General features: G+C 71.2%; 24 protein-coding genes and 1 pseudogene. 20 read left to right on the top strand and 5 right to left on the bottom strand.

The genetic code is table 11. From position 1 onward, the window contains the following. Nucleotides 1-52: 52 nt before the first annotated feature. Nucleotides 53-526, bottom strand: coding sequence for a DUF305 domain-containing protein (locus ASF25_RS06515; RefSeq protein ID WP_056304016.1), 474 nt, complete (start codon nt 524-526; stop codon nt 53-55). A gap of 338 nt (nt 527-864) precedes the next feature. Between ASF25_RS06515 and cobF the strand changes: the two genes are divergently transcribed. Continuing rightward, a complete protein-coding gene (cobF, locus tag ASF25_RS06510; protein ID WP_056262687.1) occupies nt 865-1,626 on the top strand; it encodes a precorrin-6A synthase (deacetylating) in 762 nt (253 codons plus the stop codon). 243 nt (nt 1,627-1,869) lie between these two features. Next, on the top strand, nt 1,870-3,189 hold the full coding sequence (locus ASF25_RS06505) for a hypothetical protein (protein ID WP_056303973.1): 1,320 nt from the start codon (nt 1,870-1,872) through the stop codon (nt 3,187-3,189). Nucleotides 3,190-3,223: 34 nt separating this feature from the next. On the opposite strand, the gene ASF25_RS06500 is transcribed toward ASF25_RS06505, so the two are convergent. Both ASF25_RS06500 and ASF25_RS06495 read right to left on the bottom strand, forming a co-directional pair. Continuing rightward, nucleotides 3,224-4,498: an FAD-dependent oxidoreductase gene (locus ASF25_RS06500; protein WP_056169036.1), complete on the bottom strand. Its 1,275-nt coding sequence runs from the start codon at nt 4,496-4,498 to the stop codon at nt 3,224-3,226. Between the two features lie 249 nt (nt 4,499-4,747). Next, nucleotides 4,748-5,407 (bottom strand): hypothetical protein, encoded by a 660-nt coding sequence (locus ASF25_RS06495; protein ID WP_056303972.1) that lies wholly within the window; start codon nt 5,405-5,407, stop codon nt 4,748-4,750. A gap of 365 nt (nt 5,408-5,772) precedes the next feature. Here ASF25_RS06495 and ASF25_RS06490 point away from each other — a divergent pair, with 365 nt between their 5' ends. The 10 genes from ASF25_RS06490 (at nt 5,773) to ASF25_RS06450 (ending at nt 15,411) form a co-directional block, all read left to right on the top strand. Then, complete coding sequence (locus tag ASF25_RS06490; RefSeq protein WP_056168893.1) at nt 5,773-6,411, top strand: ParA family protein; 639 nt, start codon at nt 5,773-5,775, stop codon at nt 6,409-6,411. Beyond that, the gene (locus ASF25_RS06485) at nt 6,395-6,709 is read left to right on the top strand and encodes a ribbon-helix-helix domain-containing protein (RefSeq protein ID WP_056168895.1); all 315 of its coding nucleotides are present in this window, start codon (nt 6,395-6,397) and stop codon (nt 6,707-6,709) included. Before ASF25_RS06490 ends, ASF25_RS06485 begins: the two co-directional genes overlap by 17 nt. 455 nt (nt 6,710-7,164) lie before the next feature. Continuing rightward, nucleotides 7,165-8,574, top strand: coding sequence for a septal ring lytic transglycosylase RlpA family protein (locus tag ASF25_RS06480; protein WP_056303970.1), 1,410 nt, complete (start codon nt 7,165-7,167; stop codon nt 8,572-8,574). Nucleotides 8,575-8,755: 181 nt separating this feature from the next. After that, nucleotides 8,756-9,943: a D-alanyl-D-alanine carboxypeptidase family protein gene (locus ASF25_RS06475; protein WP_244472927.1), complete on the top strand. Its 1,188-nt coding sequence runs from the start codon at nt 8,756-8,758 to the stop codon at nt 9,941-9,943. 30 nt (nt 9,944-9,973) lie between these two features. Then, on the top strand, nt 9,974-10,738 hold the full coding sequence (gene tmk / locus ASF25_RS06470; RefSeq protein WP_244472926.1) for a dTMP kinase: 765 nt from the start codon (nt 9,974-9,976) through the stop codon (nt 10,736-10,738). After that, nucleotides 10,728-11,792: a DNA polymerase III subunit delta' gene (locus tag ASF25_RS06465; protein WP_056304012.1), complete on the top strand. Its 1,065-nt coding sequence runs from the start codon at nt 10,728-10,730 to the stop codon at nt 11,790-11,792. The genes tmk and ASF25_RS06465 overlap by 11 nt, the downstream gene beginning before the upstream one ends. Before the next feature lie 68 nt (nt 11,793-11,860). Further along, the gene (gene metG / locus ASF25_RS06460; protein ID WP_056303968.1) at nt 11,861-13,429 is read left to right on the top strand and encodes a methionine--tRNA ligase; all 1,569 of its coding nucleotides are present in this window, start codon (nt 11,861-11,863) and stop codon (nt 13,427-13,429) included. A gap of 139 nt (nt 13,430-13,568) precedes the next feature. Next, a complete protein-coding gene (locus tag ASF25_RS22575; RefSeq protein WP_156368879.1) occupies nt 13,569-13,748 on the top strand; it encodes a hypothetical protein in 180 nt (59 codons plus the stop codon). Nucleotides 13,749-13,754: 6 nt separating this feature from the next. Beyond that, complete coding sequence (locus ASF25_RS06455) at nt 13,755-14,534, top strand: TatD family hydrolase (RefSeq protein WP_056262484.1); 780 nt, start codon at nt 13,755-13,757, stop codon at nt 14,532-14,534. 73 nt (nt 14,535-14,607) lie between these two features. Next, on the top strand, nt 14,608-15,411 hold the full coding sequence (locus tag ASF25_RS06450; RefSeq protein WP_056168908.1) for an MBL fold metallo-hydrolase: 804 nt from the start codon (nt 14,608-14,610) through the stop codon (nt 15,409-15,411). 27 nt (nt 15,412-15,438) lie between these two features. On the opposite strand, the gene ASF25_RS06445 is transcribed toward ASF25_RS06450, so the two are convergent. Further along, the gene (locus tag ASF25_RS06445; protein WP_244472925.1) at nt 15,439-16,281 is read right to left on the bottom strand and encodes an SGNH/GDSL hydrolase family protein; all 843 of its coding nucleotides are present in this window, start codon (nt 16,279-16,281) and stop codon (nt 15,439-15,441) included. A 284-nt stretch (nt 16,282-16,565) separates the two neighbouring features. On the opposite strand from ASF25_RS06445, the pseudogene ASF25_RS23540 reads away from it, so the two are divergent. The 4 genes and pseudogenes from ASF25_RS23540 to ASF25_RS06430 all read left to right on the top strand — a co-directional run. Then, nucleotides 16,566-16,982, top strand: a pseudogene (locus tag ASF25_RS23540) (AlkA N-terminal domain-containing protein); the annotation flags it as partial. A gap of 325 nt (nt 16,983-17,307) precedes the next feature. Further along, entirely contained in the window at nt 17,308-17,670 is a 363-nt protein-coding gene (locus ASF25_RS23535) for a hypothetical protein (RefSeq protein ID WP_244472931.1), read from the top strand. Nucleotides 17,671-17,674: 4 nt separating this feature from the next. Beyond that, nucleotides 17,675-18,844 carry a bifunctional DNA-binding transcriptional regulator/O6-methylguanine-DNA methyltransferase Ada gene (gene ada, locus ASF25_RS06435; RefSeq protein ID WP_082502517.1) on the top strand — a complete coding sequence of 390 codons (1,170 nt, stop codon included), beginning with the start codon at nt 17,675-17,677 and terminating at the stop codon, nt 18,842-18,844. 86 nt (nt 18,845-18,930) lie between these two features. Further along, nucleotides 18,931-19,857, top strand: a complete 927-nt coding sequence (locus tag ASF25_RS06430; RefSeq protein ID WP_244472924.1) for a DMT family transporter — start codon at nt 18,931-18,933, stop codon at nt 19,855-19,857. A gap of 13 nt (nt 19,858-19,870) precedes the next feature. On the opposite strand, the gene ASF25_RS06425 is transcribed toward ASF25_RS06430, so the two are convergent. After that, nucleotides 19,871-20,812 (bottom strand): trypsin-like peptidase domain-containing protein, encoded by a 942-nt coding sequence (locus ASF25_RS06425; RefSeq protein WP_244472923.1) that lies wholly within the window; start codon nt 20,810-20,812, stop codon nt 19,871-19,873. 354 nt (nt 20,813-21,166) lie between these two features. Here ASF25_RS06425 and ASF25_RS06420 point away from each other — a divergent pair, with 354 nt between their 5' ends. The 4 genes from ASF25_RS06420 (at nt 21,167) to ASF25_RS06405 (ending at nt 25,169) form a co-directional block, all read left to right on the top strand. Next, nucleotides 21,167-23,050 (top strand): methanol/ethanol family PQQ-dependent dehydrogenase, encoded by a 1,884-nt coding sequence (locus tag ASF25_RS06420; protein ID WP_056168914.1) that lies wholly within the window; start codon nt 21,167-21,169, stop codon nt 23,048-23,050. A gap of 162 nt (nt 23,051-23,212) precedes the next feature. Continuing rightward, entirely contained in the window at nt 23,213-24,097 is an 885-nt protein-coding gene (gene moxJ / locus ASF25_RS06415) for a methanol oxidation system protein MoxJ (RefSeq protein ID WP_056169055.1), read from the top strand. An 83-nt stretch (nt 24,098-24,180) separates the two neighbouring features. Further along, entirely contained in the window at nt 24,181-24,774 is a 594-nt protein-coding gene (moxG, locus tag ASF25_RS06410) for a cytochrome c(L), periplasmic (RefSeq protein ID WP_056262480.1), read from the top strand. An 89-nt stretch (nt 24,775-24,863) separates the two neighbouring features. Then, the gene (locus tag ASF25_RS06405) at nt 24,864-25,169 is read left to right on the top strand and encodes a methanol dehydrogenase [cytochrome c] subunit (RefSeq protein ID WP_056303966.1); all 306 of its coding nucleotides are present in this window, start codon (nt 24,864-24,866) and stop codon (nt 25,167-25,169) included. Nucleotides 25,170-25,184 lie beyond the last annotated feature (15 nt).

Here is a 25,184-nt window from a genome sequence, read left to right as displayed (position 1 = left end):
CGGGGGCGCCCGAGACGTTCCGATGGCGTACCCTGGCCCCGGCGCGGCCTTTCTACTTCGCCGGCGCAGGCTTGCGCTTCAGGATCGCCTGCATCTGGGCGATCTCGGCATCCTGGGCCTTGACGATGCTCTCGGCCAGCGCCCGCACCTCGGGGTCCTTGGAGTATTGCAGGGCGACCTTGGCCATGGCGATGGCGCCCTGGTGGTGCGGGATCATGCCGGCTGCGAAATCGCGGTCGACGTCGCCCGAATAGGTGATGTCCATGTCGCCGTGCATCTGCGTCCCGGCTTCGCGGAAGGCGCGGGTGGAGGGGGCTTCGGCGCCCGCCGTCGCTGCCGGATGGGCATGATGGGGCGTGCCGTGGCCCGCATGGTCGTCGGGCCCGGGGGCGGCCTGGGCCGGGCCCGAAATCAGGGCCAGGCCGAGGAGGAGGGCGCCGGCGATGGCGGTCCTGTTCGAGGGGGAAGTCTTGTTAGAGGGGGAAGGCGTGTTCGTGGTGGAAGGCGGGTTCGTCTTGCGCGTCATGGCGGTGCAGCTCTCTTCGGAACGCGGATGGGTGCCGGAACGGGGCGAGGCGCCGAGGAGTAGGATCGGGGCGCGTCCGTTGTCGAGGCGTCTCGCGCCCAGCCGGCGGCCCGCCACGCACGGTTTGTGGCCCCGATCCTTGGCCTCCATCCGTGGCGTTGTCCCGCCCGGGCTGGCCGTCGCCCCGCGACAGAGGCGATTTTCTCGCTTAGGCTGACGCCGCGGCGCGAATTCCGGTTCGTCGCCGTAAGAGCATGATAAGACAGGGACTTCGGGCCGGACTTCGGTCCAGGGAACGAGGCCGAAGCCGGGCGATGGGTCTGAGAGCGCGTCACATGTTGCGAACCATCCGGGTCATCGGCATCGGGACCGGCAACCCCGAGCACGTCACCGTCCAGGCGGTGCGCGCCCTCAACACGGTCGACGTGGTGTTCGTCCTCGACAAGGGCAGCGAGAAGGCCGACCTCGTCGCCGTGCGCCGCGAGATCTGCCAGCGCTACATCACCGAGCGGCCCTATCGCTTCGTCGAGGCGCAGGACCCGGAGCGCGACCGCAACCCGGCCGATTACGGGGCGACGGTGGAGGCCTGGCACGCCGCCCGGGCCGCCCTCTACGAGGCGATGATCGAGGGCGAATTGCGGCCCGACGAGTGCGGCGCCTTCCTCGTCTGGGGCGACCCCTCCCTGTACGACAGCACTCTGCGGATCATCGAGCGCATCGTGGCGCGCGGCCGCGTGCCATTCGTCTACGACGTGATTCCGGGGATCAGCAGCGTCCAGGCCCTGGCGGCGAGCCACCGCATCGCCCTCAACCGCATCGGCGCGCCGATCCACATCACCACGGGCCGGCAGATCGCCGAGGGGTTGCCCCCGGGTGCCGACACCACGGTGGTGATGCTCGACGGGCATCCGCGCTTCGACCACCTCGACCCGGAGCTCACGATCTACTGGGGCGCCTACCTCGGCACCGCCGACGAGATCGTGCTGTCCGGCCGCCTCGGCGACATCGCCGACGCCATCGGCCGGACCCGGACCGAGGCCCGCGCCCGCCACGGCTGGATCATGGACACCTACCTGCTGCGCGCGCCCGGCGAGGCGTAAGCCGCCCAACCCCTTGCCCCTGCGACATATTCGGCCGGCCTTGAGGATGCGATCCTGCGTGCGGCGTTCGCGGCGGGAGATCGATCCGCCCGCGTCGGCACGGGCAGGCGAGACCGTCTCCGGAGGCCCGCGCGCCGCCCGGCGCGGCGATTTCCGGCGCCGGTGGGGGATTTGCCGAAGCCTTGCCAGGGGCGATCATCCCCCGAACGCGTCGTCGCGACGCGTTCGGGAGGCCTCGGTCGGATGGCAACGCGTACGGGAACGGCAGGGTGGGGCGGACGCCTCGGACGCATCCTCGGGGCCGGAACCGCCTGCCTGACCGGGGCCGGGTGCCTGACCTTCGCAACCCTCGCCTGCCTCGACCGGCCGGGCATGAACGACCCGGGCATGAACAATCCGGGCATGAACACCAGTGTGAGCACCGGTCTGGGTCCGGTCATGAGCGCGGCCTATGCGGCCGTGTCGCTCCGCCTGGAAGAGCGCTTCGGCACCCAGACGCCCGCCGCGCCCGCCCGGGTCGTCCTCGGGCCCCACGGCCGCGACATTCGCCTGTCCGGCGAACTGGGGGAGGGGACGGCGGAGCGCCTGCGTGCCCTCCTCGACGCCAATCCCCGGGCCGAGCGCCTGCACCTCACCAGCGAGGGCGGTCTCGTGGAGGAGGGCCAGGCCCTCGGCGACCTCGTCGCGGCGCGGGGGCTCGCCACCTACGTGCCCGATTACTGCGTCTCGGCCTGCACCCTCGCCTTCGTGCGCGGGCCCCGGCGCTTCCTCGTAGAGGGCGGCCGCCTCGGGTTCCACGCCCCCTACGAGGCCGGCCTGTTCGGGCAGGCCATCCAGGCGGACGGGACGTTCGAGCGCGCGGCCTACCTCGCCGCCGGCCTCGACCCCGCCTTTGTGACCGAGGCCCTGGCCACCGCCTCCGCCGACCTCTGGGTTCCGGAGGCAGGCCGGCTTCTCGCCGCCCGCGTCGTCACCGAGATCGTCGACACCGGGCGGTTTCCCGACTCGACCCTCGACGACGATGCGAGCCCCGCCGGTGCCCGGGCGGCGGTCCTGCGCACCCTGCCGCTCCTCGCCGCGGCACCGGGCGCCGTGGACGGGCTCGCCGCATGGTACGCCGACGCCTACCGCGACGGCCGCCCGGAGGCCGAGTCCGTCGCGGGCCTGCGCCGGCGCGCGGCCCTCGGGGTCGCCCGCGGCCTCGCCCGCGCCGACGATCCGACGGTGCTGGCCGCGGGCCGCGTGCTCCTGCGGGCCATGCTGGCCGCCCGCACGGAGGACCGGGACGCCTGCGCGCGGATCGGCGCGGGGGCCGACCTCGTCGAGGCCGGGGAGGTGTTGGCCGATGCGACGGAGGTGCCGGCCCTGGTGGCCCGCACCGGGCTCGCCCCGTGGATCGAGCCAGTGTCCGACGCCGCGGCCGCCGCGCCGCGCGGCTGCACCGCCGAGATCCACGCCTATGCCCGGGCCCTCGGCAAGCCCCCGGCCGAGGCGGCCCCGGCCCTGCGCGCCCTCGCGGCGCGGGTGGCCCGCCCCGTGCGCGCGGCGTCCGCCCTGCCGTGACCGCGCGGGGGGGGGGCGGGTTCCGCCGATCCCCTCAGAGGAAGCGGCGCGGATCGAACGGCGCGAGGGGGATCTCGGGCTCGGCCCGGCTCGCGAGCTGGGCGACGAGGCGGCCGGTCCGGGCCGAGCCGACGAGGCCCACATGGCCATGCCCGAAGGCGTAGATCACGTCGGCGGTGGTCCGCGCCGTTCCGATGCAGGGGCGCCCGTCCGGCATGCTCGGCCGGTGGCCGAGCCAGACCCGCAGGCCCTCGGCCGACACGGATCCGGCGAGATCCGGGAACATCGAGACGAGGTGATCGCGCAGGATGTCGGCGCGCTTCCAGTTGGGCAGCGCCGCGAGCCCCGCGAACTCGACCTGCCCGGCGGCGCGCAGCCCGCCGTTCATGTGGTTGACGATCATCTTGGCGTCGGAGGCCATCACCGGCGTGCGCGGACCCACCGCCGCGTCGGGCAGCATCACGTGGTAGCCGCGCTCGCTCTCCAGGGGCAGCGGGTCGCCGAGCGCGGCGGTCAGCGCCCTCGAACGCGCGCCGGCCGCCACCACGGCGCAGTCGCACGCGATCTCGCCCTGCTCGGTCACCACGGCGGCGAGCCGGCCCGCCGCATGGCGGAACCCCGTCGCCCGGGTGGTGACCGGGGTCGCGCCCCGCGCGCGGGCCAGATCCGCTAGGGCGGCGACGTAGCCGCCGGGATCGCGGCAATGCCCCGCCTCCTCGACCACGACGCCGAAGGTGTAGCGCGGATGGAGATGGGGCTCGCGCTGCCGCACCTCCTCGGCCGAGAGTTCGAGCCATGCGACGCCGACCTTCCGGCGGATGGCCCAGGACCGGGCCTCGGCCGCAAAGGCCGCCCGGTCGGGATAGACGTGCAGCACGCCGCGGCGCTCGATGAGGTGCGACACCCCGGCCTCGGCCGCCAGACCCGCGTGGAGCTTCGGCGCATCCACCAGCAGCGTCCGCATCGCCCGCGCCGTCCGCTCGATCAGGGCCGGATTCCGGGCCGCCAGCAGGTAGCGGATCAGCCAGGGCATGACCTTGGGCAGGTAGGTCCAGCGGATCGAGAGCGGGCCGAGGGGATCGAGGAGGAACGAGGGGACCCGCCGCCACATCCCCGGCTCGGCCGGCGGGATCACGGAATGCGAGGAGAGCCAGCCGGCGTTGCCGTAGCTCGTGGCGTGCTCGCCGCCCGGCTGGCCCGGATCGACCACGGTGACGCGGTGCCCCGCCCGCAGACATTCGAGGGCACTCACCGTGCCCACCGCGCCCGACCCGATGACGACGACGTGGCGACCTGACCCTGCGGACATCCGCTGCCTTCCCAAATGCACTGGCGCGTCGTCGCCCGGCCCGTGGCCGTGGGCACGATCGCGTTCGGAAAGGCCGGTGTAGATCATCTTCCGGGGCGAGGGGGGGGCGGATTCTCGCCGTCGGCCCGCCGTTGCGGCGAGGCGGGGGCCGGGTTCGCCGCGGGCCGCGATCCCGCCGGATCGATCCGAAGGGGTCGCCGACTCCCACGGAAGGCCACGGCGCGGCAGGAGCCGCGGCCCGGCAGGGGGTCAGTGTCGGCGCTCGCCGGCCGCGTCCCGGAGGTGGCGGGCGAGTTCGCGGCCGATCTCCCGCATCAGGCCGTCGAGGAGCCGGGCGAGGGCAGGGCGGTGCAGGTGCCCGACGAGGCCGTGCAGGGCGATGGCGTGCTCAGCCATGCGGTTCACCGCGTGCTGGGCCGGCCGGTCGAGCCCTTCCTCGTGGGTGAGGTCGAGGGCGATGCCGCGCCCGTGCCGGGGCTGCCCGGCGTCGTCGCACTCGATCCGTCCGCGCAAGGACAGGGTGCGCCCGCTCCGCGCCGTGCGGAAGGCCACGTCGAACGGCGCGGCGCCCACGATGGCGGCGTGGACGACGTTCTCCACCCGGGCACGGTCCTCGTCGTGAATTCCGCCGAGGAGGCTCTCCAGCGGCATGCCGGGCGCCGCAGGTTCCTGCTTGGGATCGAGTTCCTGCCCGGGCTCGAGTTCCTGCCCGGGCTCGAGTTCCTGCCCGGGCTCGAGTTCCTGCCCGGGCTCGAGTTCCTGCCCGGGATCCAGGATTTCGGCGAGGTCGCCCGAGAGCACGAGGCGATCCGTCCAGATGTCGTAGGTCCACAGGCCGACGACGCCGGAGGCCGCCAGGGCCGCCTGCACCTCGTCGCCGTTCGCCGCCGCGTGCATGAGCCGGGACATGGATCTCCTGGAGGGGGCACCGCGAAGGGGCACCGCCGGAGCGCGGGGTCCGGAGCCGGTCGCGGGGCAGGCGGTGGAATTTACCTGAGGTTGATCGTGCGCGCGGCGCGACACGCCCTGGTCGACCCAGGCTACCCGTGAAACCAGCTTAGGAGAAGGGGGCGGTTGCGCTTTTATGGCCAACCAGCAACCTCAGATTGGATTTTGGGAGTGGCGGCGGGGGCGGAGGACGGGCCGCGGTTTAACGAAGGATTAACCATGATCGGGGAGATGGATCAGGTCATCCTTGCGTCACAGGACGAACCGGCCCGCGCGGCAGGTCCTGGGTGGCCGGGACACGTCGAGAGCCGCGAAGGGGCGCCAGGATGAAGGCCATCACGTTCGTCACGCAGAAGGGGGGCAGCGGCAAGAGCACCCTGTGCATCTCGCTCGCCGTCGCCGCGCAGGAGCGCGGCCTGTCCGTGTGCATCCTCGAGATGGACCGGCAGGCGACGATCTCCGACTGGCTCGACCACCGCACCGCCGACGGTCCCGAGGTCGCCCAGATCGACGCGACCCAGATCGACGGGGTCATGGCCAAGCTGCGCGAATCCTCCTACGATTACGTCTTCATCGACACCCCGGGCGTCGATTCCACCGGGACCCTCTCGGCGATCCGCGCGGCGGATCTCTGCATCATCCCGTGCCGGCCGACGCCGGCGGACCTGCGGGCGTTCAAGCCGACCCTGGCCGCCGTCTATCGCCTCGAGAAGAAGTTCGCCTTCGTCCTCAACCAGACCCCGCCGCGCTCCTACCGCATCCGCGACGCCGCCGACGGCCTCGCGGTGCTCGGCATCCTGCCCGACGTGAACATCGTCGCCCGCACGGACCACCAGGACGCCATCGGGGTCGGCCAGGGCGTCACCGAGTTCAATCCGAAGGGCCAGGCCGCGGGCGAGATCCGCAAGCTCTGGACCTGGATCGAGAAGCGGATGCAGGTCTCAAAGCATGTCAAAGCCGCCTAAGCCGAGCCTCGCCGCCATCGTCGCGGCCTCGGCCACGACGGGGCGCCCCCCGCACGCCACCGCCGAGATCGTCCAGCTCGACGTCGGCCCCCCCCGCCCCCGGCCCGCCGCCACCCTGAAGCAGCGGGCGCGGCAGATGTCGGTCTACCTCGAGCCGCCGGTCTACGATCAGCTGCGCGACATCGCCCATGCCGAGCGGGCCAAGATGCACGGCCTGATGCTGGAGGCCCTCGACCTGCTGTTCCGCCAGCGCGGCGCCCGCTCCATCCAGCAGCTGACGGAGACCGACCCGCGCTGAGGCGGGTCGGCGCGGACCCGTGTCGCTTCCGCGCGGCAGGGTTCGGTGCCTGCCCTGGACAGCCGAGTCTCCGCGCCTGGGATGATTCCTCGTTTCGATTAAGATGGTTACGCTGGGATTTCGATCCAACCTCTCAGCGCAACGCCCGAACCCCGGCCCTCGCGCGAGCGAGGCGGCTCACAGATTCATTGTACTGATCGTCAGGTTTTTCATATTCTTTGGATTGTGTAACGGGTTCGCCTCGATTCTGAAGGTAGTGCGTGACCCTGCGCTGGGCCGGCTGACCCGCCCGCACGGCAATCCCGTCGATCCCATTCAGCCTTCGTTTACGGCAAAGCGACAAACCTGCGGCCCTCGGGATGGCGTGCGTTCGCGCCGCTCCGGGCCCCGGTGGACCTCGTCGTCTCGGTCGCGGGTGTGTGTTGCGTAACGAGGCGGCGGGGCGGATTCTTGGGATGACGCGTTCGACGAAGGCCGGCCTCGTATCCGCTGTGCCGGGCCGCCCCCTGTGGCAGCTCCTCGGTGTCTGCGCCGTGGCGCTCACCACCGCCAACTGCGCCCAGAATCCGCAGCAGAAATTCGCCGGGCCCTCGGGCTCCACCCTCGATCCGAAATACGGGGTCAAGGCGAGCCCGCGCCTCTACAAGGAGGGCGACGTGATCCCGAAGGGCGGCGGACGCCGCTTCTCCGGCAAGCCCTACGTGGTGGCCGGCCGCACCTACGTGCCGCGCGAGGACGCCAAGGGCTACGTCCGCGAGGGGCAGGCCTCGTGGTACGGCGCCGCCTTCCACGGTCGCCTGACCGCCAACGGCGAGGTGTTCGACCGCAATTCCATCGCCGCCGCGCACCCGACCCTGCCCCTGCCGAGCTACGCCCGCGTCACCAACCTCGCCAACCGCCGCTCGATGATCGTGCGGGTGAACGATCGCGGGCCCTACCACGCCGACCGCATCATGGACGTGTCGGAGGAGGTGGCCCAGGCGCTGGAATTCCACCGCGGCGGCACCTCCCGCGTCCGCGTCGAGTATGTCGGCAAGGCCTCCACCGCCGGCAGCGACGACCGCAAGCTGCTGGCGACCCTGCGCACGGACGGCGTGCCCGCCGCGATCCGCGGGGCCTCGCCGGTGATGGTGGCCGACCTCGGCCCCGACGAACCCTTGGCCCGGGGCCGCTCCGCCCTGGCGTTCAAGCCCGCCGCCGACGAGGCACCGCGCGAGACCGCGCCGGAGGCCGCTTCCGAGACCGTTCAGGAGACGCCGCGCGAGGCGCCCCGTCCGGCACGGGTCCAGCCGATCCTCCTGGCGAGCGCGGCCGGCCTCGCCGTGCCGGCCGCCGTCCAGCCGACCGCCGTGCGGGAGACCACCTTCCGGCATGTGCCCACCGCCCCCGTGCGCCTCGCGCCGGCGCCCCTGGTCCTGACCCCGCCGCCCGTGCGGTTGGCGGCGCGCGGGATCGAGGACGGTCACCGGACCGGGGGCCGGATGCAGGCCGCCGCCCAGCCCCTCACCCGCACCGCCGCCGCCTGGCCTGCGCCGTCCGTTCAGCCGAAGGCCGTGGCCAGAGGGACCGGCAGGGACGTCGCCCCGGTGCACGCCGTCGCTGCGGGCAAGACCACCGCTGCGGACAAGACCGTCGTTGCCTCGAAGGGCGGCGTGGGTAAGACCGTCGACTCAGCCAAGGCGGGCGGACCCGTGAAGGCCGTGGCGGTCGCGAAGGCAACGCTGCCGCCCGCGAAGGTGACGGCCAAGGCCACGCCTGTCCTCGCGGGCAAGGCCACGCCGACACCCGTGGGCAAGGCCGCCCCGGCCAGGACCGCCGTCGTGGCCGGCAAGCCCGCGCGCGCGCGGGTGGCCGAGGCGCGCTGACCCGGAACTCTGCCCCGGAACTCTGCGGCGTTGTGCGATGCGAAATGCCGTGAGGCATCACGCATTTGGGTTCGATCTCGCACGCAAATCCCTGTATCGTCACGCTTGATCACTGGTGGGGGCCGGTGATCGGGGTGACGAGATTCTGGCGTCGAGTGGTGTGAGGCGAAAGATGCGCGCGATGGTTCTTCACGCGAGCCGGACGGCCCTGGTCTGCGGCCTGCTCGCCGCCTCCGCCTGGGGCGCCCTTGCCCAGAGCTTCCAGTCGGCGGCGCCGCACGCGATCCTCATCGATGCCGATTCCGGCTCGGTGCTGTTCGAGAAGGGGGCCGACGAGCCCTTCTCCCCGGCCAGCATGGCCAAGCTGATGACCACCGAGATCGTCTTCAACGAGATCCGGCAGGGCCGGCTCACCATGGAGTCCGAATTCCAGATCACCGAGGACGCGTGGCGCCGGGGCGGGGCCGGCGGCGGCGGCTCCTCGATGTTCGCCCAGCTCAACAGCCGCATCAAGCTGTCCGACCTCCTGCGCGGGCTCATCGTCCAGTCGGGCAACGACGCCGCCATCGCGATCAGTGAGGGCATCGCCGGCTCGGAAGAGAATTTCGGGCGGATGATGACCAACCGGGCCCGCGAGATCGGCCTGTCGCGCTCGACCTTCCGCAACGCCACCGGCTACGCGGCGCCCGACCAGAAGGTGACCGCGCGGGACCTCGCCAAGCTTGCCCTGCACCTCATCGAGACCTACCCCGACCTCTACAAGATGTTCGCCGAACGCGAGTTCACCTGGAACAAGATCAAGCAGCAGAACCGCAACCCGCTGCTGGCGCTGGACATCGGCGCCGACGGGCTCAAGACCGGCTACCTCGAGGAATCCGGCTACGGCCTGACCGGCTCGGCGGTGCAGAACGGCCAGCGCCTGATCATGGTGGTGAGCGGCCTCAAGACCGCGCGCGACCGGGCCGCCGAATCCCGCAAGCTGGTGGAGTGGGGCTTTCGCGCCTTCGAGCCGCGTCAGGTCTTCGCCGCCGGCGAGACCGTGGCGGAGGCCTCCGTCTACGGCGGCGCGCAGGGAAGCGTGCCGCTGGTGGCGAAGAAACCCGTGCGGGTGCTGCTGCCGCGCGGCACCGGCGACAAGATCACCGCCAAGGCGGTCTATGACGGGCCTCTCGTCGCCCCCGTACAGGAGGGCAAGGCCGTGGGCCGCCTGCGGATCATGCGCGGCGACATCCAGGCCCTCGACCAGCCGCTCTATGCCGGCGCCGACGTCCCGGCCGGCACGATTCCGCAGCGGGCCCTCGACGCGGCCCTGGAGGTCGGCACCGGCCTGTTCCGCCGCGCCTTCGAGAAGGCCGGCGCCAAATCGTGACGGACAGCGAGTCGTGACGGAAGACAGGTCTTGACGGAAGGCGCGACAGGGATCGGCGCGACGGGGGCGTTCATCACCTTCGAGGGCGGGGAGGGGGCGGGGAAATCTACCCAGGTCCGGCGCCTCGCCGAGCACCTGCGCGCCCGCACCGGCCGCCCTGTGGTGGTGACGCGCGAGCCCGGCGGCTCGCCCAAGGCCGAGGCGATCCGCGCCGCCCTGCTCGCCGGCATCGCCAAGCCGCACGGCCCATTCGCCGAGGCCCTGCTGTTCTCCGCCGCCCGCATCGACCACCTCGACACCCTGATCCGCCCGGCCCTGGCCCGGGGCGAGACCGTGCTGTGCGACCGGTTCGCGGATTCGACCCGGGCCTACCAGGGCGCCGCCGGCGGCCTCGATCCCGCCCTCGTCCTCGGCCTGGAGCGCGTCGTCGTCGGTCCGACGCGGCCCGACCTCACCCTGATCCTCGACCTCGACCCGGCGCTCGGCCTCGCCCGCGCCGCCAAGCGCTCGGACGCGGCACCCGACCGGTTCGAGGCCGAGGCCCTCGAGTTCCACGCCCGCCTGCGCGCCGCGTTCCGTGCCATCGCCGAAGCCGAGCCGGAGCGCTGCGCCATCGTCGACGCCGGCGCCGACCCCGAGGCGGTGGAGGCGGCGATCCGGGCGGCCGTGGCGGCGCGGCTGCCCTTGCTTCTCGGCGAGGCGCCTATCGGTGAGGGACATACCAGGGAGGAGCATACCAAGGAGGGACATACCAGGGAGGAGCATACCAGGGAGGGACATGGCGATGCGGCCTGAACGCCTGCCCGAGGATGTCGAGCCGGGCGACCTGCCCCACATTCCCCGCCCCCGCGAGCAGGCGGGCCTCGTCGGCCACACCGAGGCCGAGGCCGCCCTCGTCGCCGGGATCGCGTCCGGGCGCCTGCACCACGCCTGGCTCATCGGCGGCCCCCGCGGCATCGGCAAGGCGACGCTGGCCTACCGCATGGCGCGCTGGCTCATCGCCAATCCGGGCCTCGACGCGATCCCCGAAACCCTCCACGTCGATCCGGGCCACCCGGCGGCCCGCCAGGTCGCGGCCCTGTCCCACCCCAACCTCGTCGCCCTGCGCCGGACACGGCCGCCCACGGCGAAAACCCTGGCGACGAAGATCTCCGTCGATGCCGCGCGGGGCGCCCTGGAGCTCTTCGGCTCCACCGGGGGGGCGGCCGGCTACCGTATCTGCATCGTCGACAGCGCCGAGGACCTCAACGCCAACAGCGCCAACGCCCTCCTGAAGATGGTCGAGGAGCCGCCGCCCCGCTCCCTGTTCCTCATCGTCAGCCACGCGCCGGGCCGGCTTCTGCCGACCATCCGCTCGCGCTGCCGGGCCCTGACCCTGCGGCCGCTGCCCGAGGCCGAGGTCGCCCGGGTTGTGGCGGGCTTTCCCCCGCCCTTCGTCCAGCCCGAAGCCGAGGCGCTGGCCCGGGCCGCCGCCCTGTCGGAGGGCTCGGTGGCGCAGGCGATGGCGATGCTCGATCCCGCCACCGCCAACCTCGTCGCGGAAGTCGAGACCCTCCTCGCCCGCCTCGACCACCCGGACTGGCGCCGCATCCTGGCGCTCGCGGAGAAGCTCTCGGGCCGCGACTCCGACGACCTGTTCGCCGCGAGCCTCGACACGGTGTTCCGCTTCGTCTCGGCCGAACTCGACCGGCGCGCCCACGAGGGGCCGGCCCGCCTTGCGGCCCTGGTCGAGGTGTGTGACAAGATCGCCCGCGCCGCGCGGGAGGCCGCGACCTACAATCTCGACCGCCGGCCGCTGGTCCTGTCCCTGTTCGGAGACCTCGCCGGCGCCCTGCGCGCGGCGGCCTGAACCGGACGGACGTCCTACGAGTCTTCGTCCTGTGATCCCATGAACCCAGCCTCCGGGGATACTTCGACGTGACCGACCCGGCCTCCGAAAAAACCTTCGGCCTCACCACCGCGATCTCCTACCCCAACGGCGCCCCGCATATCGGCCACGCCTACGAGGCGATCGCCACGGACGCCATCGCGCGCTTCAAGCGCCTCGACGGCTACGAGGTGCTTTTCTCCACGGGCACCGACGAGCACGGCCTCAAGATCCAGCAGGCCGCCGCCAAGGCCGGGCTGTCGCCGCGGGCCCTCGCCGACAGCATGGCCGGCCTGTTCGAGACCATGGTCAAGGCCCTCAACTGCTCGCACGACCGCTTCATCCGCACCACCGAGCCCGTGCACTACGCCGCCGCGCAGGAACTCTGGCGCCGGATGGAGGCCAACGGCGATATCTACCTGTCGAAGTATTCCGGCTGGTACTCCGTGCGCGACGAGGCCTACTACGCCGAGGACGAGACCGAGATCGGCCCCGACGGGGAGCGCCGGTCGCGCGAGACCGGCACGCCCGTGACCTGGATGGAGGAGGAGAACTTCCTGTTCCGCCTCTCGGCCTATGGGGACCGGCTGCTGGCCCTCTACGAATCCCAGCCCGATTTCATCGGCCCGGAGACCCGGCGCAACGAGGTGGCGAGCTTCGTACGCTCTGGCCTCAAGGACTTCTCCGTGAGCCGCACGAACTTCGACTGGGGCGTGCCGGTGCCGGGGCATCCCGACCACGTCATGTACGTCTGGGTCGACGCGCTCACGAACTACCTCACCGTCACGGGCTTCCCGGACGAGGCGGACGCGCGCAAAAAGTTCTGGCCCATGGACCTGCACGTCATCGGCAAGGACATCGTCCGCTTCCACGCGGTGTACTGGCCGGCCTTCCTGATGTCGGCCGGACTGCCGCTGCCCAAGCGCGTCTTCGGTCACGGCTTCCTGCTCTCCAAGGGCGAGAAGATGTCGAAGTCGCTGGGCAACGTCGTCGACCCCATGGACCTCATCGCCACCTACGGCGTCGACCCCGTGCGCCACTTCGTCCTGCGGGAGGTACCCTTCGGCGGCGACGGCAACTACTCCCACGAGGCCATCGTCACCCGCACCACGGCGGACCTGTCCAACGGGCTCGGCAACCTCGCCCAGCGCTCGCTCTCGATGATCGCCAAGAACGTTTCGGGATTGGTTCCGGAGCACGGCGACCTCACCGAGGACGACCGGGCGCTCCTGGCCCTGGCCGACGCCCTGCCGGGCGCCGTGCGCGATGCCATGGACCGGCTCGCGCTCCACACGGCGCTCACCGAGATCTGGGCCGTGGTGACGGCCTCGGACCGCTATTTCGACGCCCAGAAGCCCTGGGTCCTGCGCAAGACCGACCCGGCCCGCATGGCCGCCTCCCTCTACGTGGTGGCCGAGACCCTGCGGGCCATCGCCATCCTGGTGCAGCCGTTCATGCCGGATTCGGCGGGGAAGCTCCTCGACCTGCTGGCCGTGCCGGGCGACCAACGCCAGCTCGCCCATGTGGGGGAGGGCGGTCGCCTCGTGCCCGGCACGCCGCTCCCCGCCCCCGTCGGGCTGTTCCCGCGCTTCGTCGAGCCGGCGGCCAGTGTGGGGTGATGCGGGGGTCGAGGCCGCCGTTCCAGGATGAGGTTTCGCGCGGGCCCCCTCCCTTGGAAGGAGAGGGAGCCTGCCGCGACCGCTTTATCCGAAGCGATCAAACAGCTTCGGCATCACGTGTCCATCCAGGCTCGAGATCGTGAGGTTCGATAGCCTCGATGCGATGTTGCCTGTCGAGCCCCTCAGCTCGGCCTACAACGCGCTGAGCGACGAGGAAGCCGCCAGCCGCGCCGCGGCCGATCCGGACGCTGGTGTGATTCCCGTAGGCTTCTGGGAAACAGTTGCGCCCGTCGCATTTCCGTCCGCAAAGAAACCCTGAGCAACAATGCTGGTCGACAGTCACTGCCACCTCGATTTCCCCAACTTCGCCGAGGACCTGCCGGGCGTCATCGCCCGCGCGCGCGCAGCGGGGGTGACCCGCATGGTCACCATCTCGACCAGGGTCGCGAAGGCGGAGACCTACGCGGCGATCTCCGAGGCCCATCCCGAGATCTGGCACACCATCGGCACCCACCCGGACGGGGCCGGGGACGAGCCCGACGTGCCGACGGAGACGATCGTGGCCCTGAGCCGGCATCCGCGCTGCGTCGGCATCGGCGAATCCGGCCTCGACTTCCACTACGACAACGCCGCGCCGGAGGCCGTGCAGGAGCGGGTGTTCCGCCGCCACATCGCGGCGGCGCGCGAGACCGGCCTGCCCCTGGTGATCCATTCCCGCGACGCCGATGCCGAGATGGAGGCGATCCTCGTCGACGAGATGGGGCAGGGGGCCTTCAAGGCGGTGCTGCACTGCTTCTCGTCGGGCGCCCGCCTCGCCGAGGTCGGGGTCGATCTCGGCCTCTCCGTGTCGTTCTCCGGCATCGTCACCTTCCGGCGCTCGCACGAACTGCGCGCCATCGCCCTCAAGGTGCCGCGCGACCGCCTGCTGGTGGAGACCGACGCGCCGTTCCTGGCGCCCGAGCCGCACCGGGGCCGCACCAACGAGCCGGCCTACACCGCCGACACGGCGCGGGCCCTGGCGAAGACCCTGGAGATGGAGTTCGACGCCTTCGCGGCGCTCACCACCGCGAACTTCCACCGCCTGTTCCACAAGGCCGCCGCCTGAGCGGGCAGGGGACAGGCGAGGGGGGCGTGACATGCCCCTCCCCCCTCCGATACCAACGGCAGCGGAGGTGGCGATGGGTTCCTTGACGGTGACGATCCTCGGCTGCGGCTCGTCCGGCGGCGTGCCCCGGGTCGCCTATGGCTGGGGCGCCTGCGATCCGGCCGAGCCGAAGAACCGGCGGCGGCGCTGCTCGCTCCTCGTCGAGCGCGGCCCGGAGACCGGGCGCACCAGCGTCCTCGTCGACACCGCGCCGGACCTGCGCGAGCAGCTCATCGGCGCGGGGGTGACGCATCTCGACGCGGTGCTGTTCACCCACGCACATGCCGACCACACCCACGGCATCGACGACGTCCGGCCCCTCGTGCTCCACATGCGCCGGCGCATTCCGGTCTATGCCGACGCCCTCACCCGGGCGCTCCTGGAGCGTCGCTTCGGCTACTGCTTCGAGACCCCGCCGGGCAGCGAGTATCCGCCGATCCTCGACATGAACGATCTCGTCCCGGGCGAGACGGTGGAGGTCGGCGGGGCGGGCGGCGCGGTGACGGCCCTGCCCTTCGCCATGGAGCACGGCAACGAGGCGGCGCTCGGATTCCGGTTCGGCCCGGCGGCCTACGCACCCGATGTCAGCCTGATGCCGGCGGGGTCCCAGGCGCACCTGCACGGCCTCGACCTGCTGATCATCGACGCCCTGCGGGAGACGCCGCACCCGACGCACTACTCGGTCTCGGACGCCCTCGCCCTCATCGAGACGGTGCGGCCCCGCCGCGCCATCCTCACCAACCTCCACACCGACCTCGACTACGCCACCCTGGCGCGCAAGCTCCCGCCGCACGTGGTGCCGGCGTATGACGGCTTGCGGGTGACCGTGGACGTGTGAGCGGCGGCGGAGGAGGGCGGTCCGGGATCAGTTGCGGGCCGGAGTCTCGTCCGGCAGGCCGGCACTCACCAGGATCTGCGTCATCGCCGCCTTGGCGAGATGGTTGTAGCCCGCATCGGTCATGTGGAGGCCGTCGGGGCCGATCATCTGGGTGGGCGTAAGCAGGCCCTTGGCCACCCAGGCGCGCATCATGGCGTTGCGCCGGATCACCGGAACGTCGAGTTCGCTGGCGACGGCGTGCAGGGCGGTGCCGTAGAGCTCCGATCCGGCGGTGCCGGACAGGCGCTTGCACCATTGCTGGTCCATGAGGATCACGTCCGCCCCCGTGGCGCGGATCGCCAGGATGCCGGCCCGGGTCAGTTCGGCGAAGCGCTCCACGCTGACGCCGCTCATCGGGTCGTTGCTGCCCGTTTGCCAGATCACGAGATCGGGCTTGTCGGCCAGCACGTCGCGTTCCAGGCGCCGGGCCATGGCCTCGGCATCGTCGCCGCCCTTGCCCCGGTTGAGCACGGTGACGAACTGGTGGTCCGAGGCGGCCTTGTCGAGCCGCGACTCGAGATCCTCCTGCAGCTGCGCCGGATAGGTCGCAGCCGGGGAGGTGGCGCCGATGCCCTCCGTCGAGGACGAGCCGAACGCCACGATGCGGATATCCGCCCCCTTGGCCACGAGGCCGGCGAGGCGCGGCAGACGCGCCAGGGTGCGGGCGTGAAGCGCAGGACGCACCGTCTTGGGCTGCGGGATCGCGGTCTCCGCGTCCAGTCCGGCATGGACCGCATGCACGGGAACGGGCTCGGACCGGGCCGGCGCACAGAGCGCCACCAGGGCGAGGCCGAGCATCGGGATGACGGGAAGGCGTGCGGGGATCGGCATCACATTCGCTTCGGTAACGGTCTGCGCCCGGGGCGGTGCAGCCGTGTAGCACCCCTTGTGAGCCGGGATTATGACGAAGGCGAGGGCGTTTAGCGCCTCCTGTGCCACAACCGGACAGGATTGTTCGGGTTATGCGCCGAAGTCGGCGGACAGAATGAATTCAACGTTCACGGGTCGAGGAGCCCGCCGATCGGGTCGGGACGCCCTGGGGTACGAAGGCCCCCTGCCCCTGATTCCCTAGCTCTAGGTTCCATAATATATCTTATGCGAACGGCGTTCGGGAGGTGGGAAAGCGCTTTGGGAGCGCCTTGGGGCGGCTTCGGGTAGTGTCGGCGCGATTGCGCCATCCCTTCAAAGCGTCTCCAGCCAAGTTTCGAGAGCCAAGTTTCGAGGTCCGCCCCGCCGTGACGTCCGTCGCCCTGCCCTACACCCCGCCCTACGACTGGCCGGCGATCCGCGACTACCTCGCCGCCCGTGCCATCCCGGGCGTGGAGGCGGTCACGCCGGAGGCTTATCGCCGGACCATCGACCTGTACGGACGGCACGGCGACGTCACCGTCGGCCCGGGCGAGGGCGACGTCCTGGTGGCGCGGATTCGGCATCCCGACCCCGGTGCCGTGCCGGCGGTCCTGGCCCGCCTTCGGCCGATGTTCGACTGCGATGCCGATCTGGCGGCGATCCGCATGGGCCTCGCGGAAGATCCCCGTCTGGCGCGTCTCGTCGCGGCCCGGCCGGGCCTGCGCGCGCCCGGCGCGTGGGACGGGTTCGAACTGGCCGCGCGCGCCATCCTCGGCCAGCAGGTCTCCGTGGCGGCGGCGACCCGCCTCGCCGGCCGGCTGGTGGCCGCCTTCGGCGCGCCGCTCACGGACCCCACCGACCCGCCGGGCCCGAGCCACGTCCTTCCCTCGAGCCACGTCCTTCCCTCGAGTCACGTCCTTCCCTCGAGTCACGTCTTCCCGACGCCGGAGCGGCTGGCGGGGGCCGACATCGCGGCGGTCCTCGGCATGGCCGCGTGCCCGGGGGGAGGTGGTCCGGACCCTGGCGGCGGCCGTGGCGGAGGCGCCCGGCCTGCTGGCGCCGGGCCAGCCGCCCGAGGCGGTCGTCGCCGCCCTAAGGCGCCTGCGCGGCATCGGCGACTGGACGGCGCAGTACATCGCGCTCCGGGCCCTTCGCGCGTCCGACGCCCTGCCGGCGGGCGACCTCGCCCTCCTGCGCGCCCTCGACGACGGGGGCGGGCGCCCGAGCCCCGCCGGTCTGCTGGCCCGATCGCAGGCGTGGCGGCCGTGGCGGTCCTACGCCGTGCTCCACCTCTGTGCGAGCGAGGGCGACCGGAACGGAATTCGGCAGCAAGAACCGGGATGCGCCCCCGGCCCGAAGGCGCCAGGGTAGGGGCATGACCGGTCCCGTTCCCAGCCGCTCCCTCCCCGCTCCCCCGGACGATGCCCCGGCCGCCATCGACGACGCGTGCTGGGCCGCCGTCGCCGCCCGCGATCCGGCGGCCGAGGGGCGCTTCGTCTACGCCGTGCATACCACCGGGGTGTATTGCCGGCCGGGCTGCGGTGCCCGCACCCCGCGCCGGGACAACGTGAGCGTCCACGCCACCCCGGCGGCGGCCCGCGCGGCGGGGTTCCGCCCCTGCCTGCGCTGCCGCCCGGACGATCCGCCCCGGGCGGAGCGTCACGCCGAGGCCGTGGCCCGCGCCTGTCGCCGCATCGGTGAGGCGGTGGAGCCCCCTGCCCTCGCGGCGCTCGCCCGGGCGGCGGGCTTGAGCCCGTTCCACTTCCACCGCGTCTTCAAGGCCATCACCGGCGTGACCCCGAAGGCCTATGCCGGGGCCGTGCGGGCCGAGCGCCTCGCCGCTGCCCTGCCCGCGGCCGGCACCGTGACCGAGGCGGCCTATGCGGCGGGCTACGGCACGGCGGGCCGATTCTATGCCGCCGCCGGCCAGCACCTCGGCATGACGCCCGGCGTCTTTCGGAAAGGCGGGGCCGGGGTCGCGATCCGCTTCGCCGTGGCGGCCTGCGCCCTGGGTTTCGTCCTGGCGGCGGCCACCGAGCGGGGCCTCTGCGCCATTCTCCTCGGCGACGATCCCGAGACCCTGGCGCAGGACCTGCGGGTGCGCTTCCCCCGCGCCGACATCACCGGGGCGGATGCGGACTTCGCCGCGTGGCTCGCCGCGATCGTGGCTTTCGTGGCGGCCCCGCAGGGCGGCCTCCCCCTGCCGCTGGACATCGGCGGCACGGCTTTCCAGCAGCGGGTGTGGGCGGCCCTGCGCGCGATCCCGCCGGGGCGCACGGCGACCTACGCGGACATCGCCCGAGCCATCGGCCGGCCCGCCGCCGTGCGGGCCGTGGCGCTGGCCTGCGCCGCCAACGCCCACGCCGTGGCGATCCCCTGCCATCGGGTTTTGCGCACCGACGGCGCGCTCTCCGGCTACCGCTGGGGCGTGGCGCGCAAGGCCGCGCTTCTGGCTCGAGAGGGTGCGGGATCGGACCCGGCGGGACTGGACCCGCCGGGATCGGACCCGGCGGGATTGGACCCGGCGGGATTGGACCCGGAGTGACCGGCCCCGCCATGCGTGCGCCACCCTTGTCCGCGCGGCCGGAGCGGGGGAAGAGGGGGCCGGCCAATGGAGACACCCCCGGTTCCGTGAGCGTGACACCCCCCGCCTCCCCTGCCCCGCACCGTCCGGCGCCCCTTTCCGCCTACCCGCTCCTCGTCGGCACCATGCTGCTGTGGGGCGGCAACGTGGTGGCGGGCAAATGGGCGGTGGGCGAGGTTTCGCCGCAGGTGCTCACCTGCCTGCGCTGGGCCATCGTCTGCGTCGTCCTGGCGCTGCCGGCCCGGCCCGGGCTCGTCGCCGAATGGGGGCGGCTCAAGCCCCACTGGGCCTACGTGCTGCTCATGGGGGCGTGCGGCTACACCCTCTACGCGAGCCTGTTCTACGCCGCCGGCGGGTTCACCACGGGGATCAACATCGCCCTGTTCCAGGGGGCGATCCCCGTGCTCGTCATCCTCATCAACTACGCCGTCCACCGGGTGGCCGTGACCGGGGCGCAGGCGCTCGGCGTCGCCGTGACCCTCGCCGGGGCGATGGTGGCCGCCACCCACGGCGACTGGCGCGTCCTCACCCATTTCGGGTTCAACCGCGGCGACGTGCTCATGCTCGGCGCCTGCCTGTTCTATGCCGGCTACACCGTCGCGCTCTCCGCGCGCCCGAAGGTCTCGGGCCTGACCTTCTTCACCGCCATGGCGCTCGCCGCCTTCCTCACCGCCCTGCCTCCGCTCGCCGCCGAATGGGCGCTCGGCCACACGGTCTGGCCGACGCCGACGGGCTGGCTCATCGTCGCGTTCGTGGCGCTTGGCCCGAGCCTCGTCGCCCAGCTCGCCTTCATGCGCGGGGTCGAGCTCATCGGCCCGAACCGGGCCGGCCTGTTCGTCAACCTCGTGCCGATCTTCGGCGCGGGCCTCGCCATCCTCCTCGTCGGCGAGCCCTTCCGCTGGAACGACGCCCTGGCGCTGGCCCTCGTCATCGGCGGCATCGCCATCGCCGAGCGCCTCGGCCGGCGGCGCTGAGGGCGCAGGACCGTCAGGGGGCCGCCACCGCCTTGCGCAGGGCGGCGAGAAGCTCGCCCTCGAAGGCCAGGGCCGAGCCGTAGTGGAACTCGATGTCGAACGGCTTGCGGGCGTTCATGGACAGGGAGGCGCTCTGCATGGCCACGAGGCGCCCGGCCTCGTCGAACAGGCCCGAGCCCGAGCCGCCGAAGCCGTCGTTGCAATCGTGGCGCAGGCGCCGGATGCCGCCCTCGCTCGGCGGATCCACCTGCCGGACGGCGCAGGCTTCGAGGCTCGCCGGCCCGCGGTAATTCTCGTGTCCGCCGGGCGAGACCATGACGATGGGCAGCCGCATCGGCCCCTCCCCCAAGTCCGGCGCCGCCGGCATCGGCTGGGGCCGCACGCCCTCGGCGGGCCGGACCAGGCGCAGGATCGCCCAGTCGTCGGTGATGTGGAGCGCCTGCGAGGCCGGCACAGCCCCGAGCTGGATGCTGCCCGGCACGAAATCGTAGTTGCGGCCGCCGATCTGGAAGAAGCAATCGGCCACCTCCCGCGTGGTCTCGAGGCGGCGGTTGCGGAAGTTGTGGGCGTTGAGCACCACCACGGAGGGGTCTCCGATGAGCCAGGCGGCGGCGGCCTTGCGGGGAATGCCGTCCGGCCCGTGGCAGAACAGCACGCCCGCCCCGGGATAGCGGTCGATGTCCGCGCCCGTGAGGTCCCGGCGCCCGTCCCGGGGATAGAGGGCGGCGAGGTCCTGGGCCTCCACCCGCAAGACACCAGGCAAGACACCGGGCAAGGCACCGAGCAGCAGCACCGCCCAGGGCATCAGCGCGGCGATGCGGCGGGCCGCCCCGACCGGAGCACCCGCGATCCCGCGTCTCCGTGCAGCCCAGAGGCGCCACGTCCGGATGCGCCACGTCCAGGCCCGCCACGTCCAGGTCCGCCACGTCCAGGTCCGCCAAGCCCTCGGCGCCATCGGCCCTCGCCCCCCTGATCGGCCCGTTCGCCCGGGCCGTTGCGACAGTCGTGCGATGCGCCAGGGGGACGGTCAAGCGTCGGGACGCCGCTGCGCGATCCTCATGCTGAACTTGCCGAAGTTGCCCGGCTAGAAATGTCGGATCGTCTAGAGACTTTGCTGCATGAAGATGGCTAGAAATAAGGGCTGAAGGAACAGTAATAAGCTTCTTATAAGACTTAGATAGTCTGATAAAAGCTTAAGAGGGCAGCGGTTCTTCTAAGAGCGGCGGCGCCAATGTTCCGAAACGGCGGGAGAAACAGCCACGCGCGACCGCAGGGTCGATAGACGGGGCGGCAGCTGAGGAGACGCACGATGATGAGGTACTTGAGTTCCGTGTCGGTGCTGGCCGTGATGGCCCTGGCGCCCATCGGGATGGCCACCAGCGCGGCCGCCAACGACAAGCTCGTCGAGATGTCGAAGAGCGACGAAAACTGGATCATGCCGGGCAAGAACTACGACTCGGACAACTACAGCAAGCTCAAGCAGATCAACCGCGACAACGTCAAGCAGTTGAAGCCGGCGTGGACGTTCTCCACCGGCCTGCTCAACGGTCACGAGGGCGCGCCCCTGGTCGTCGACGGCAAGATGTACATCCACACGTCTTTCCCGAACAACACCTTCGCCCTCGGCCTCGACGATCCGGGCCTGATCCTCTGGCAGGACAAGCCGAAGCAGAACCCGGCCGCCCGTGCGGTCGCGTGCTGCGATCTCGTGAACCGCGGCCTCGCCTACTGGCCGGGTGACGGCAAGGTGCCGTCCCTCATCCTGAAGACGCAGCTCGACGGCAACGTCGCCGCCTTGAACGCCGAGACCGGCGAGACGGTGTGGAAGGTCGAGAACTCCGACATCAAGATGGGCTCGACCCTGACCATCGCCCCCTACGTGGTGAAGGACAAGGTGATCATCGGGTCGTCCGGCGCCGAGCTCGGCGTGCGCGGCTACCTCACCGCCTACGACGTGAAGACCGGTGCCCAGGTGTGGCGCGCCTACGCCACGGGTCCCGACAAGGACCTGCTGCTTGGGCCCGACTTCAACGTGAAGAACGCCCATTACGGCCAGAAGGGTCTGGGCACCTCCACCTGGGAGGGCGATGCCTGGAAGATCGGCGGCGGCACCAACTGGGGCTGGTACGCCTACGATCCCGGCACCAACCTGATCTACTTCGGCACCGGCAACCCGGCGCCGTGGAACGAGACCATGCGTCCCGGCGACAACAAGTGGACGATGACCATCTTCGGCCGCGACGCCGATACGGGTGAAGCCAAGTTCGGCTACCAGAAGACCCCGCACGACGAGTGGGATTACGCCGGCGTCAACGTGATGATGCTGTCGAACCAGAAGGACAAGGACGGCAAGGATCGCAAGCTCCTCACCCATCCGGACCGCAACGGCATCGTCTATACCCTCGACCGGACCGACGGTTCGCTCGTCTCGGCCAACAAGATCGACGACACCGTCAACGTCTTCAAGTCCGTCGACCTGAAGACCGGCCAGCCGGTGCGCGATCCCGAGTACGGCACCCGGATGGACCACCTCGCCAAGGACGTCTGCCCCTCGGCGATGGGCTATCACAACCAGGGCCACGATTCCTATGATCCGGAGCGCAAGCTCTTCTACATGGGCATCAACCACATCTGCATGGACTGGGAGCCCTTCATGCTTCCGTACCGCGCAGGTCAGTTCTTCGTCGGTGCGACGCTGAACATGTACCCCGGCCCGAAGGGTGACCGTCAGAACTACGAGGGTCTCGGCCAGATCAAGGCCTACAACGCCATCACGGGCGAGTATAAGTGGGACAAGATGGAGCGTTTCGCCGTGTGGGGCGGAACGATGGCCACCGCCGGCGACCTCGTGTTCTACGGAACCCTGGACGGCTACATCAAGGCGCGCAACGCCGACAACGGCGACCTTCTGTGGAAGTTCAAGCTGCCGTCGGGCGCCATCGGTTACCCGATGACCTACAGCCACAAGGGCGATCAGTTCGTCGCCATCTACTACGGCGTCGGCGGATGGCCGGGCGTCGGCCTGGTGTTCGACCTGCAGGATCCGACCGCCGGCCTCGGCGCGGTGGGCGCCTTCAAGAAGCTCGCCAACTACACCCAGATGGGTGGCGGCGTGATGGTGTTCTCCCTGAACGGCAAGGGTCCGTACGACGATCCGAACGTCGGCGAGTACCAGACCGCCGCCAAGAAGTAAGTCTCTAGACCAACAGAGGACTCCGCCGGCCTCCGGGCCGGCGGGGTTCGCCCCGCCCTGAGATTTCGCGCGCGAAGGCCAACGGGAGGACACGCCATGTCCTGACCCGAGATATGCCGCCGTCGCGCAGCCCAGAAAACAACCGAACAACGGATGTCCCCCATGTCGCTCGTCACCGGACGTCGCCGCGCGGCGCTGGCCGCCTCGCTCTCGGCCGGCGCGCTCCTGGCGCTGGGTTTCGTGTCCTCCGTTCATGCGGCCGAGGACGTGAAAGCCTCGGCCCCCGCCGACGACAAGACCCTTCGCGTCTGCGCGGCGGTGCAGCCGCCCCTCTCCATGAAGGACGGATCGGGCCTCGAGAACCGGATCGCGAGCGCCGTGGCCGAAGCCATGGACCGCAAGGTCCAGTTCGTCTGGTCCGAGAAGCCGGCGATCTACCTCGTCCGCGACGGGCTCGACAAGAAGCTCTGCGACGTGGTGGTCGGCCTCGACAGCGACGACCCGCGCGTCCTCGTCTCCAAGCCGTACTATCGCAGCGGCTACGTCTTCATCACCCGCGCCGACCGCGACCTCGACATCAAGTCCTGGGCCGACCCGCGCCTGAAGAGCGTCGACCACATGGTGGTCGGCTTCGGCACCCCCGGCGAGGCGATGCTGAAGGATATCGGCCGCTACGAGGAGGACATGGCCTACCTCTACTCGCTGGTGAATTTTCGCGCCCCGCGCAACCAGTATACGCAGATCGACCCGGCCCGGATGATCAGCGAAGTCGCCGGCGGCAAGGCCGACGTCGCCGTGGCCTTCGGGCCCGATGTGGCCCGCTACGTCAAGGATTCGAGCACGCCGCTCCGGGTGACGCCGGTGCCCGACGACACCGTGCGCAGCGACGGCCAGAAGATGCCCCAGAGCTTCGACCAGTCCATGGGCGTGCGCCGGGACGACACCGCCCTGAAGGCCGCCCTCGATGCCGGGATCGCGAAGGCGAAGCCCCAGATCGACGCGATCCTGAAGCAGGAAGGGGTGCCCCTCTCCGTCGCTTCGAACTGATCCGCGCCAGCCCCGGGCCGCTCGCAGGGGCGGCCCGCCCAGAACCCGACCGGTCGGTCGGAGAACCCCATCAGAGCGATTTCATGCGTCATCTCAAAGGCCTTCTGGCCGGATTCGTCGGCCTCGGCTTCGCGGCCGCCGGGCTGTCCGCCCTCGCGCAGCCGGCCTCCGGCCCGCAGAGCGGGTTCGTGTTCCGCAACACCGTGACGGGCGAGCAGCTCGACGTCTCCCAGGGCAAGGAGGGCGGCCGCGACACGCCGGCCGTGAAGGAGTTCTTCCAGACCGGCAAGAACCTCTACATCGACGACAAGTCCTGCCTGCGCAACGGCGAGTCCCTGTTCGCCACCTCGTGCTCGGGCTGTCACGGGCATCTGGCCGAGGGCAAGCTCGGGCCCGGCCTGAACGACAATTACTGGACCTACCCGTCCAACACCGAGGATACCGGCCTGTTCGCCACCATCTTCGGCGGCGCCAACGGCATGATGGGTCCGCACAACGAGAACCTCACCCCCGACGAGATGCTGCAGACCATCGCCTGGATCCGCCATCTCTATACCGGCCCGGTGAAGGATGCGGTCTGGCTCAGTGCGGACCAGAAGAAGACTTACACCCCCTACAAGCAGGGTGAGACCTTCCCCACGGACGTGAAGGGCCAGTGCAAGCCGCTGGAGAACTAGCGTCCCTGGGAAGCCACGCCGCGCCTCGACCGCGCGGTGAACGATGAGCGGCCCACGCGCCGCGCCAACCATAAACGGAGGAGACGAACATGCGGACGTTCATTTTTGCGGTGGCGCTGGGGACTGGCGCGGTTTTGGCCGGCGCGGTGCTCGCTGCCCCGGCGATGGCCTACGACGGCACCAAGTGCAAGGCCGCCGGCAATTGCTGGGAGCCCAAGCCCGGCTTCCCCGAGAAGATCGCCGGCTCGAAGTACGATCCCAAGCACGATCCGAAGGAACTCAACAAGCAGTCCGAGTCGATCAAGGGCATGGAAGAGCGCAACGCCCGTCGCATCGAGGCCGCGAAGAAGTCCGGCAAGTTCGAATACGACGTCACCAAGCTGTCGGCGAACTGAAGCCACGACGCGCCC

Source organism: Methylobacterium sp. Leaf100, assembly GCF_001422845.1.
Classification (GTDB): Bacteria; Pseudomonadota; Alphaproteobacteria; order Rhizobiales; family Beijerinckiaceae; genus Methylobacterium.
The sequence above is the reverse complement of the archived record's forward strand: the minus strand, read 5'-3'. Positions and strand labels throughout refer to the sequence as shown.

Excerpts from the sequence above, each read along its gene's own strand:
- ASF25_RS06420 (WP_056168914.1), top strand. The coding sequence starts at position 21,167 with ATGATGAGGTACTTGAGTTCCGTGTCGGTGCTGGCCGTGATGGCCCTG.
- ASF25_RS06480 (WP_056303970.1), top strand. The coding sequence starts at position 7,165 with ATGACGCGTTCGACGAAGGCCGGCCTCGTATCCGCTGTGCCGGGCCGC.
- ASF25_RS06475 (WP_244472927.1), top strand. The coding sequence starts at position 8,756 with ATGGTTCTTCACGCGAGCCGGACGGCCCTGGTCTGCGGCCTGCTCGCC.
- ASF25_RS06485 (WP_056168895.1), top strand. The coding sequence starts at position 6,395 with ATGTCAAAGCCGCCTAAGCCGAGCCTCGCCGCCATCGTCGCGGCCTCG.
- ASF25_RS06490 (WP_056168893.1), top strand. The coding sequence starts at position 5,773 with ATGAAGGCCATCACGTTCGTCACGCAGAAGGGGGGCAGCGGCAAGAGC.
- ASF25_RS06495 (WP_056303972.1), bottom strand. The coding sequence starts at position 5,407 with ATGTCCCGGCTCATGCACGCGGCGGCGAACGGCGACGAGGTGCAGGCG.
- ASF25_RS06450 (WP_056168908.1), top strand. The coding sequence starts at position 14,608 with ATGGGTTCCTTGACGGTGACGATCCTCGGCTGCGGCTCGTCCGGCGGC.
- moxG (WP_056262480.1), top strand. The coding sequence starts at position 24,181 with ATGCGTCATCTCAAAGGCCTTCTGGCCGGATTCGTCGGCCTCGGCTTC.
- ASF25_RS06405 (WP_056303966.1), top strand. The coding sequence starts at position 24,864 with ATGCGGACGTTCATTTTTGCGGTGGCGCTGGGGACTGGCGCGGTTTTG.
- ASF25_RS06425 (WP_244472923.1), bottom strand. The coding sequence starts at position 20,812 with ATGGCGCCGAGGGCTTGGCGGACCTGGACGTGGCGGACCTGGACGTGG.
- ASF25_RS06465 (WP_056304012.1), top strand. The coding sequence starts at position 10,728 with ATGCGGCCTGAACGCCTGCCCGAGGATGTCGAGCCGGGCGACCTGCCC.
- ASF25_RS06500 (WP_056169036.1), bottom strand. The coding sequence starts at position 4,498 with ATGTCCGCAGGGTCAGGTCGCCACGTCGTCGTCATCGGGTCGGGCGCG.
- ASF25_RS06445 (WP_244472925.1), bottom strand. The coding sequence starts at position 16,281 with ATGCCGATCCCCGCACGCCTTCCCGTCATCCCGATGCTCGGCCTCGCC.
- ada (WP_082502517.1), top strand. The coding sequence starts at position 17,675 with ATGACCGGTCCCGTTCCCAGCCGCTCCCTCCCCGCTCCCCCGGACGAT.
- ASF25_RS06515 (WP_056304016.1), bottom strand. The coding sequence starts at position 526 with ATGACGCGCAAGACGAACCCGCCTTCCACCACGAACACGCCTTCCCCC.
- moxJ (WP_056169055.1), top strand. The coding sequence starts at position 23,213 with ATGTCGCTCGTCACCGGACGTCGCCGCGCGGCGCTGGCCGCCTCGCTC.
- ASF25_RS06455 (WP_056262484.1), top strand. The coding sequence starts at position 13,755 with ATGCTGGTCGACAGTCACTGCCACCTCGATTTCCCCAACTTCGCCGAG.
- ASF25_RS06505 (WP_056303973.1), top strand. The coding sequence starts at position 1,870 with ATGGCAACGCGTACGGGAACGGCAGGGTGGGGCGGACGCCTCGGACGC.